This is a genomic window from Kitasatospora sp. NPDC088779 (genome assembly GCF_040685395.1).
GTDB lineage: Bacteria > Actinomycetota > Actinomycetes > Streptomycetales > Streptomycetaceae > Kitasatospora.
The window spans coordinates 1-7275 of record NZ_JBFBHW010000104.1; the positions used below are offsets into that span (position 1 = coordinate 1).

Sequence of the window (7275 nt, forward strand, 5' to 3'; positions counted from 1 at the left end):
AGTACCGCCCCGACATCCTCGACGGATTCCTCGCCGGGACCGGCCTCTCCCTCGACCTCCCGCCGCCATCACCCTGAAGCGCCAATGTCAGTAAGGGCCGAAGTCCACTGCGGTCTTCCCTCTATGACACTCACGACACAGCGGCCACACGGTGTCGTCCGTGTTCTCACCCTCAAGGGCGAGCGGCTGTTGGTGGTCGACGTCGACCAGGACGGCCGGGAAGTCACCGCCGCACAGTCCGCACCGCGCGGGGCCCGCTCGGTCGACCAGCCGGCGAAGCCGTTCCGCCCCGCTGTGGCGACGTGCCACCAGGGCGAGCAGCCGTCGCCGTGCCCGGACGCTCGGGCGAGCTTCGTAGGCCGCGTGGCGTGCCTCGCAGCGTCCCCGGTGAGTCGGGGGCTCGGCGCAGTCAATACAGCGCACAATGCCCCTCGCAGGTAGTAAGCAGGTTGGACCCATGACAGACGAACAGCCCGAGATCGCGCCCGACATGGACCCCGCCGGGGACCTGGTGTTGGCCGTCCGCCGAGACCGCTCCGCAACCGCCGCCGACTACGGACTCCCGCTCGCGGTCGCAGGTGCCCGTACTCCGCGTAGGCCGCAAGTACGTTGCCAGCACAGCCGGGCTGATCCGCTACAGCGGGCTGACCTGGGTGCGGGAAGTACTCCGGCCCCCGGGGGAAGTCGCCGCCGGGTAGACCGGTCAACGTGCCTACACAACATGGAAGTTAGCTACCCTGTCGGTATGGATGGAACGTGCCCGGACTGCCACGAACCGCTCAAGCACGACCCCGACGGGTCTCGACCGGCAAGGGCTTGTTGCCGAGCCGAGATCCACCGCCGAACCGTGGCGGCAGAGCTAGAAGCGGCGCCCCCGCCGGTATGGGAACCGCCTCTTTGGATGGATGGGCATTCCTGGGGCCGCTGACAGGCGGACCGCAGCATCACGTCTGGCTGTGGCCCCTCCTGGTGCCCGCCCCCGGACTCGAACCGGGATGACACGCGCCGGGGCGCGCTGCCTCGATCGCGTGCGTGCTGCCGAGGACGGCATAACGAATGCCGACCGCACGCGTGTAGCGGTCCAGCGGCATCGCGCCGGCACGCTCGGCCCAGCGCCGGGCAGCCGCTGTGAGCCTGAGGTCCCTGTGCGCCTCGGCGCCGTCGGTGGCCATCCGTTCGGGAGTCATGTAGGCGATCCACGGCGGATCGTAGGTGCCCGGACGGATGCCGGACAGCAGGTTCTCGCAGCGCACCAGTGCGGCGGCGGCGCCCGCACCGTCACCGGCCTTGGCCAACGCCCGGGCCTCGGCGAGCTTGCAGAACGCCAGCACCCTCGGAGCGGCGTGGCCTTTGCCCCGCTCGTACGCCGCCTCCGCCATGTCTGCGGCCTCCGACGGCCAGCCTGCCAGGAATGTCTTCAGGGAAACGGTGGCCAGCACGTAGCTGCCCAGCTCCACATCACCGGCGGCCCGGGCCATGCGCAGGGCCTGGATCAGCAGCCGGTCCGCCGCGCCGTGGTGCCCCGCATCCATCGCCGCCCACCCCAGCACTCTCGACAGCTCCGCGAGGGCGCTGTGCAGCGCCTGCCCGGTCTCCGCGGAGTAGCTGCCGGCCAGCATCGGGGCGGCGGACCGCAGGCAGACCAGCACGTTGCTGTTGCGCCAGTCCCCGCCCCCGTACCGCGAGTCCATGAGCTGGGCCTGAGCAGCTGCCGCCCACACCTCCTCGACATCGGTCTGGCCGACGCGACGCTCTCCGGAACGCGGGGCTGGGACGTCGGCGGGGACAGCCATCCATCGCATCGTCGCCGAGCCGAGGACGGCGGGCACGGCACTCGGCAGGCGCAGGACATCACGGCGGTGCACGGTCCTCCAACAGGTGATGGCGTTCCCGATCGCGGTCTCGCGGTCTCGGGGGAAATCCAACCCGACCGCGGGGTCGAAAGCCGCCAACTCCCCGAGTCCGGCATCCTCAAGAGTGACGGGTCGGTTCAAGCGTTCGCCCAACAGCCGGACGACCCGCTTGGCCGTCACCTCGTTGGGCCTGGCCCCGTCCAGCCAGCGCTGCACATGGGTATGGGTGTAGGCGGTGGGTTTGTCGTCATTTTGGGACAGCCGGTTGACCTCGCGCGCGAGCCACGAGCGTTTCACACCGGCCTCCGCGATCAACCCTCCCAGGGCAGTGTTCGCCTTGTGAGGCGACGAACCACTGAGCGCCGAGGCGGCGGACGAACCGACGTTACGACCGCCACCCGCCCTGGAGAGCGGTGGCACGGTCGCACCGTGATCCCTTGCATGCATAGGTCACCTCGTCGTGTCAGCCCGTGCGGGTGAAAGGGGTTGGGCGTGGCGGCAGGCCGGGGCTGCCGAAGCAGCCTGGTCTGCCGCAACAGGGGAACCCGCGCAGGAGTTCGAGGCCGCAGAGGGTGCGCTCTGCCAGTGGCACGGCCACTGGGCCGGCGCGAGGAGTGCGCTCGGGCGCTGACCTGCGAAGCCCCGGGGGTCACGCTGTCCGGGCGCGGGTTGACGCCGCTTCCGCAGCCGGGACGGTGGGGTCGGTGCTCCAATTCCACGGGTGGCGTGCCGGATTGCTGTTCAGGGTCCGGACGCAGTTCAGTCGGCGTGCCGCCTCCGGCCGCCACGCGGGGTCGTGGACAGCTGCCTCCAGCGCGATGACGGCGCCGGTGGCTGCCCGCAGACGGGCGAGCACCTTGTAGGGCGCTCCCTGCCGGTCGGTAGTCACATCCGCTCCGTAGGCGTGGCAGAAACGCGCGTAGCCGGCGGGGTCCTCGCCGAAGCCGTCGCGGCGCCATGCCTCGAAGGCGAGGTCGTAGGCCGCGGGTCCCCTGCTGACCGTTTCGAAGTCGATCAGCGCCGGGCCGGCCGGGGTCACGATGCTGTTCAGGACGTTGAGGTCCCCGTGCAGGACGACGTCACCGCCACAGGGTGTGTTCTTCCACTGCTCGCCGGCTGCGGAGACGTGGATGCTCAGCCAGTGCACATCGGCAGGAGCCAGGACGTCCTCGGGTAGGCGGCTGATCCGGGACAGCAGGGTCCCGGTCACGTCCAGGGCGGGAAGGGCTATGTGGGACGGCAGGGGCAGTGCGTGCAGCTCCGCGAGGAGCCGGCCGAGGCCCTTGGACGATGCGGGCGGTCCGTCGCCCAGGTCCTCGGTGAAGGTGACGAGCAGTCCGGCCTCGGTCGCCGTAGGCCGTTCCACGACGGGCCGGGCTGTCAGGACGCCGCTGCGATGCAGCCATCCGGCGACCTGCACCTCCCGGTGAACCGCCGTCGGGATGGAGCGGGGCTCGTGGACCTTGGCGACGACCGGGCGTCCCGGCGCCGCATGGGGCAGCCGCACCACCCAGTTGCGGTGGAGTTGCAGTGTCCGGGCGCCTTCCAGGGTGAACCCGGCAGCCGCGGCTGCCTGCCGGAGGGCCGTCTGGGCCCGGCTGGTCAAGCTGGCTTCGTTGATCGGGTTCGGGGGGCGGCGCGCGGTAGCCGGCGGCCGGCTGGCCAAGCGCTGGGTCGTGTGGTTCATGGCAGGTTCCTCGGGTTGGAGGTGTGAACAGTGGCAACGGCGATCTGGGCCGGCAGTGCCGGGCCGCCGAGGTGGATGATGCCGCCGAACTCGACCACCTCGGCGAGCTGCCCGCCTCCGGGTGCCGGGTGTCGCCGCTTGGCGGACCGTGCGCGCCTCGCCACCGAGCCCGGGGGCGGACCGAGCAGCGGGTGCGGGGTGAGCGCGGCGACGATCTCGGCGCTGCTGCGCACCTGCCCCCACCAGCCGCGGGTCCGTTCCGCGAGGAGGCCGTTGACGGCCCACCTGGTCATGTCGTCGTCGAGCGCCCACTGGGAGACAGCGAGCAGGCTCCCCTGGGGGAGCCTGCTGACGATGGCCGCGACCAGGCCGGCGAGGTCGCGCAGGGCGGCGGTGTGCGGGGACGACACCAGGAGTACGCACACGGGGTGCCGCCAGTCGACGCGGTCGTGCAGGACCGGGTGGTCGAGGATGTCCGCGGTGAGGTAGGGCGCCGTGATCACGGGAGTGAGGTGGGTGGCGTCGAGTTCGGCCCTGGCGTGTGCGACCGCCCACACGTCGGTCTCGACGGATACCACCAGCGCCGAGGGGTCGAGGTCGTGCGCACGCTGGTAGATGTGGGGGAGCCGGGGGATTCCGCAGCCCAGGTCGATGATCTGGCGGACCCCCATGCGGACCGCCCTGCGGACGACGCCGGTCTTGAACTCGCCGGCGGCGTGGACAGCGGCACCAAGGCCACCCACGAGCCTGGCGAGGTCGGCGGCGAGCACCTCGTCGACCTGGCGGTTGATCTCCTGCCCCGCGAGGTGGTTGACCATCTGCAGGCCGTTCGGCACGCAGGGGTCCAAAGTGCCGGTTTCGGTGTTCGTGCTGTTCATGGACGGCACCTCTCAGTGGAAGAACGGTCGGGCGGTGGGCGAAGGTCAGTGCTGTCGGGCACGGGTGTAGCGGGGCTTCCTGACCGCGGCGGCTGATCTGGCAGAACGTGATGGCCTGCGCTGCCCAGGAGACGGTGGTGGCGGTTGTCGGGGGCCCCGGCGGTGCGGGGTGTGGTGTGACGACCTGCGCCCCGCTCGGAGCCTGCACCCGGACGGCGGGCGTCAGGTCCAGATCTGGGCGCCGATGGCGGCCAGGTCGTAGGCGGTGTGGGCCGCTACCAGGGGCAGGAGTCGGCCGTGGCGCAGGAACAGGAGCACTGCCGCGACGGCGAAGAGAGCGCTGGCCGCGCCGGGCAGGCCGAGGTAGAGATGGAGGGTGATCCTGGCGGCCGCGGCGGCGATCAGGATGGCCGGGGTCGGTAACCGGGCCGCCTGACCGAGGACGACGAGACCGGCGGTCAGCGCGCCTTCCTCCAGCACGCCCGCAGTGAGGGCGGTCACGATCGGCATCAGGAGATCACCCCGGTCGAAGCCGAACTGGACGATCTGCGGCGCCGCTGGCGCGCTTGCCATCACGCTTCGGGCGACGGCCACCGCCAGGATGCCCGACACCAGGAGCCAGAGCGTGTACTGCGCCCCCATGGACAAGCCGGTCCAGGAGGTGGCGGGCTTGGCCGGGTCGCGCAGCAGTCGCTGCGCCGGTACGCCGGCGAGGTGGCACAGCTCCACGGCCAAGGCGGCGGCCACGGCGGGGACGATCGCGATACACGCGGCGTGGGCCCAGATCTGATGGACGCCCACAAGGGCTACGATCGTCGTCGCTCCGAGCAGTGGGGCGACGGTGAGCGGGTCACGCCACGGAAGACGGCCACCGTGCGCACGGGTGCGGCGGGCACGTAGTCCCGCGCTGGCGACGGCCGCGCCGACAGCTCCCGCGGTGGTCGCCGCGGCCCAACGTGCCGGGGTGTCGAGGAAGGGCAGGCCGAGCGGGCCGGTGAGGAACCGGACGGCGTCCAGGGCGGCGGCCGGGAACGCCGCCACGTACAGGATCAGCGGCAGGAGCCGGCGGCTCCCAAGATGCGGGGCGTGCGCGGCGGAGGGGGAGGTCACGGGTGCTCCAGTCGGATGTGGTCTCGGTTGCTGTGCGGTCGGGAGTCGGCGGCGCGGGGTGGGAGGGCGGGATTCGGGCCGCCGAGGTCAGGGGTCAACGCGGGTGTCCGGCCGGGGGATGCGGACCACGCCTCCGTACTCGATGACGGCGGGGTCCCGGCCCGGCGCGGGGGGCTGGCCGTGGGGCTCGGGCCGGACGGCGTGATCCGGGCGATCGCGCCGAGCACCGCTGCCCGGGGCGGTCCGGCGGGCCGGTACGACGACCGGATGTAGTGCGGTGCCTCGACGACGCCGAGCTGCTGGACCAGGGGCAGGTCGCGGAGCAGGCCAGCGGTCTGGGCCGGGGTGCGCAGGCGGTCCCACCGGCCGTCGAGCGCGGTGGCCATCACCTCGTCGACCTGTCGGGCGAGGTGGGTGTCCTCGACGGTCAGCTGGCATACCGCCAGGTACCCGCCGGCGGGCAGGAGCCGGGCGAGGTCGGCCGTGAGGGCGCTGGTCACCGTGTCCGGCACCGCTTCCACCGCGGTGCACAGCACGGCCACCGGCCGGGCCTGGTCGAGGTGCGCGGCGACGGCCGGGTGTTCCAGGACGCGGTGCACACCGCTGGCGAGGCCCATGTCGGCGACGGCCACGCGGTCGCTGCCGGTGAGCACGCAGCGGGCGCGGGCGTGCACGACGGGGTCGGCGTCCGCGTACACCGTGCGGCAGGCCGGGTCGATGGTCTGTGCGATCTCGTGGACGTTGCGCCGGGGTGCGTAGTGCGGGAAGCCGTGGTCGGTGTGGATGATCTGCCGCACCCCGAGGTCGCGTACGAGCACGGTGACGGCGTGTTCGGCGAACGCGAGGGCGTCCTGGGCCCGGTAGGGCATGTCCGGCAGCAGGCCGAGCAGCCTTCCTGCGGCCGTGCAGCTGGAGAGGTTGGCGTCGTGCCCGCCCGCCAGGACGTCCCGGATCCCGGCGTAGGAAGCCCGGTCCAGCAGCGCCAGGATGCGCTGGCGCTCGGTGTCCTCGCGGTCCGGTTCGGCCTGGGCCGCCGTACGGCTGCCCGTCGGCCGGGCCGTGGCCGGGGCGGTCGGGCGGCCGGTGCGGGTCACGAGCGGCTCCCGGACACGGCATCCGGTGCGGCCGGTTCGGTGGCGGTGCGCTGACCGGGGACCGGGAGCGTGTCCGGGCCGTCCGGCTGGGTGGACAGGTAGGCGCCGCCGCAGGCGGTCAGCCGCAGTGCGGTGTCGATCAGCGGGACGTGGCTGAAGGCCTGCGGGAAGTTGCCGACCTGGCGCTTGAGCCGCGGGTCCCACTCCTCGGCGAGCAGGCCGAGGTCGTTGCGCAGCGCGAGCAGCCGGTCGAACAGCTCGCGGGCCTCCTGCACCCGGCCGATCATGGCGAGGTCGTCGGCCAGCCAGAACGAGCAGGCGAGGAAGGCGCCCTCGTGGCCGGAGAGGCCGTCGACGTTCTCGACGTGGTCGCCGCTCGAATCGTCGTGGGTCGGGTAGCGCAGCACGAAGCCGTCCTCGGTGGACAGCTCGCGCTGGATCGCCTCGATGGTGCCGATGACGCGCTTGTCGTCAGGCGGCAGGAAGCCGACCTGGGGGATGAGCAGCAGTGAGGCGTCCAGCTTCTTGCCGCCGTAGTACTGGGTGAAGGTGTTGCGTTCCGGGTCGTAGCCCTTCTCGCAGACGTCCCGGTGGATGGTCTCGCGCAGCTCGCGCCAGCGCTCCAGGTGGCCGTCGGAGGGGGCGTCCTCGGG

Annotated in this window: 6 protein-coding genes and 1 pseudogene; all 7 read right to left on the reverse strand. The window is 72.2% G+C overall.

The features are described from left to right. Nucleotides 1-87 precede the first annotated feature (87 nt). Nucleotides 88-492, reverse strand: coding sequence for an HNH endonuclease signature motif containing protein (locus AB0P03_RS40450; protein ID WP_363633731.1), 405 nt, complete (start codon nt 490-492; stop codon nt 88-90). A 452-nt stretch (nt 493-944) separates the two neighbouring features. Further along, nucleotides 945-2168, reverse strand: a complete 1224-nt coding sequence (locus AB0P03_RS40455; protein WP_363633733.1) for a hypothetical protein — start codon at nt 2166-2168, stop codon at nt 945-947. A 334-nt stretch (nt 2169-2502) separates the two neighbouring features. Beyond that, nucleotides 2503-3459, reverse strand: coding sequence for an aminoglycoside phosphotransferase family protein (locus tag AB0P03_RS40460; protein ID WP_363633735.1), 957 nt, complete (start codon nt 3457-3459; stop codon nt 2503-2505). 77 nt (nt 3460-3536) lie between these two features. Next, on the reverse strand, nt 3537-4418 hold the full coding sequence (locus AB0P03_RS40465) for an SAM-dependent methyltransferase (RefSeq protein ID WP_363633737.1): 882 nt from the start codon (nt 4416-4418) through the stop codon (nt 3537-3539). 222 nt (nt 4419-4640) lie between these two features. Next, nucleotides 4641-5528, reverse strand: coding sequence for a CPBP family glutamic-type intramembrane protease (locus AB0P03_RS40470; RefSeq protein WP_363633739.1), 888 nt, complete (start codon nt 5526-5528; stop codon nt 4641-4643). Continuing rightward, a complete protein-coding gene (locus AB0P03_RS40475) occupies nt 5525-6622 on the reverse strand; it encodes an SAM-dependent methyltransferase (RefSeq protein WP_363633741.1) in 1098 nt (365 codons plus the stop codon). Before AB0P03_RS40475 ends, AB0P03_RS40470 begins: the two co-directional genes overlap by 4 nt. 98 nt (nt 6623-6720) lie before the next feature. Next, nucleotides 6721-7275, reverse strand: a pseudogene (locus AB0P03_RS40480) (glycoside hydrolase family 15 protein); the annotation flags it as partial.

Excerpts from the sequence above, each read along its gene's own strand:
- AB0P03_RS40450 (WP_363633731.1), bottom strand. The coding sequence starts at position 492 with ATGTCGGGCGCGATCTCGGGCTGTTCGTCTGTCATGGGTCCAACCTGC.
- AB0P03_RS40465 (WP_363633737.1), bottom strand. The coding sequence starts at position 4,418 with ATGAACAGCACGAACACCGAAACCGGCACTTTGGACCCCTGCGTGCCG.